The following is a 2,271-nucleotide window of genomic DNA, read 5'->3' on the forward strand; positions in this document are numbered from 1 at the left end:
TTCCTGAACCATGTTCAGGAGAGTTCAGCGTGAATGTATCAGTGCTAAGACTGCCAAAAAACAAAGGGAGCCGCTGGCTTGCGGGTGTGCTGGGCGCGCTGATGTTGCTGGGATCCGGAATCACGGCCCAGGCTCAGTTCTTGTGGCCCGGCCATTCCCTTTTCCCCAGCTCTGGTTCCGTAGACAGTGCGGAACAGAGGGGATCCCACTTGGCTGCTTGGCTCGACGCCTACTGCCGACAGCCGCCCGAGGAGGTAGCGCGCAAGGCTCAACTGCGCCAGCAGGCTGCCCAGTCGAATGCTGCTTGGGCCGAGTACACCCAAGTTTTGGCCGAACATGGCGCTGCCTTGATTGCCTGCCGCAGCCAACGCTGGCCCCAGATCCAGGCCATTTGGGTACGTCTGCACCCTTGTGATGCCAATCCGGGCGTGTTGGATCAGGTATTCGACCAAGTAGTGAACCTGGGCTACAACCGCGTCTTTATCGAGACCTTTTACGATGGCCGCTCTATTTTGCCGGATGGCGCAGGGGGGATCTGGCCCAGCTTACAGCCCAACGCCGACTTGTTGGATCTGGCTCTGAAGGCGGCACGACGCCGCGGCTTATCTGCCTATGCCTGGGTGTTTTCCCTCAATTTCGGCTACAGCTACGGACAACGGCCCGATCGACAGGTGGCCCTGGCCCGCAACGGTCGCGGCATCACCACTGTCTTGGATCCCGCTACAGCCCTTTCGGAAGACCTGGGCAGTCCTGGCGAGGTATTTGTGGATCCCTTTCATCCCCTGGCACGGCGGGATTTTGCCGAGTTGGTCCGCCGCATTCTACAGCGACAGCCAGATGGGATCCTTTTCGACTACATTCGCTATCCGCGTGGCTCAGGGGGATCCAGCGTGGCAGCCACCGTCCGAGACTTGTGGATTCATGGAGAGGCCGCTCGGAAAGCCTACCTCGATTTGGCAGAAAATCCAGCAGGTCGGGCGCTGCTGGAGCGCTATTTGAGCCAGGGCTACATTGCAGTGGCAGATGTTCTCCATCTGGATGCCACCTATGCCGAAGAGCCCAGATGGCGTCAGCCAGGGGATCCCTGGCCCAGCCCGACCGAGAAATGGGCGCTTTCCCCAGAGTTACTGGACTGGGCTGCCCAAGACATGGCCAGCAGGAATTGGCAGGGGGATCAGCTTTCCTCTGCAAAAGATTTACCAGAGAGTCTGGAGAAACCGGCGGATTCCAGTTCTGAGGCAGCAGCACCAACTCCTGCCCCTTCCCCCACCCCCAGCGCCGCCGTTCGCCAAGAACGTTGGCAGCAGCAGCTTTGGCAGCTCAGCGTCGAGTTTGCCCGCTACGGCGTTCTCGATTATCTACAGCAGGCCGCCCAACCCGCCCAGAGGCTGGGGATCCCGGTGGGGGCTGTCTTCTTCCCAGAAGGCAACCAAGCAGTAGGAGAAGGGTTTGACGCTCGTCTGCAACCCTGGGACCGCTTTGATCCGGGTATGGAATGGCACCCAATGGCCTATGCCAAGTGCGAGGATAGCTCCTGTGTGGCGCAGCAGGTGGAGCAGGTCCTGGCTGTGGCCTCTCCCCAAACCTTTGTCTGCCCGGCCATTGCCGGTCTATGGGGACAAGCCCAGCGGCAACGCCCCAGCCTGGAAACCCAAACAGCAGAGCTGGCCCGCCGCTTTCCGCAGTTGCCCTGTGTGAGTCACTTCGCCCTCTCCTGGATCGAGCCGGAGCTGGAGCGCAGCCGTCGCACCTGTCAACTCTAACGCCCATCCCAATCTGAAAGTTAGGAATTCTGAACTTATGAGCCCTGAGCAATTTGATCTGATTAACCGCCTGTTTCAACTGACCTTTCAGATCGGGGATCGCTTGGGCTGTGAATCCTCAGATCCTGCTCAATTGTTGCTGACCAACCGGCCCAGCCTGGAATCCAGTTGCACATTCTTTCCTTCCGATTTCACCTACGAAGCCTTGGATCCCCAAGTGTGGGCCGACTACATGGCGGAAGTTCCGGCCTTAGCGCAGATGGCGAATATTTTGCAACCTTATCCTTTCACCTGTGGCATTTATCGCCAAGACGAGGTTTCGTGGTGGATTTGCGCCTTTTGGGCAGCCCAAGAGGACTTGGGAACCAACTTGCTCTTGCGCGCCCACAGAGTCGAAACTTAGGCGCTTGAGCCCTATCTCCTCTCCCTCATCGAGACGGGGATCGGCGTTACCGGAATCAAAGGGGCTGATAGCAGTCGTGGTTTTTATTACCATCTATTTCAACTG

The 2,271-nt window shown here is 58.6% G+C and carries 2 protein-coding genes; both read left to right on the forward strand.

Annotated elements, in window-relative coordinates; translation table 11 throughout:
- Nucleotides 1-86 precede the first annotated feature (86 nt).
- Nucleotides 87-1,763, forward strand: coding sequence for a hypothetical protein (locus tag NW843_RS12680; RefSeq protein WP_414523117.1), 1,677 nt, complete (start codon nucleotides 87-89; stop codon nucleotides 1,761-1,763).
- A gap of 37 nt (nucleotides 1,764-1,800) precedes the next feature.
- Nucleotides 1,801-2,166, forward strand: coding sequence for a hypothetical protein (locus NW843_RS12685; protein WP_011433539.1), 366 nt, complete (start codon nucleotides 1,801-1,803; stop codon nucleotides 2,164-2,166).
- Nucleotides 2,167-2,271: the final 105 nt, after the last annotated feature.

Origin of the sequence: Synechococcus sp. R5-12 (assembly GCF_047502655.1) — a bacterium.
In the GTDB taxonomy this organism is placed as follows: domain Bacteria; phylum Cyanobacteriota; class Cyanobacteriia; order Thermostichales; family Thermostichaceae; genus Thermostichus.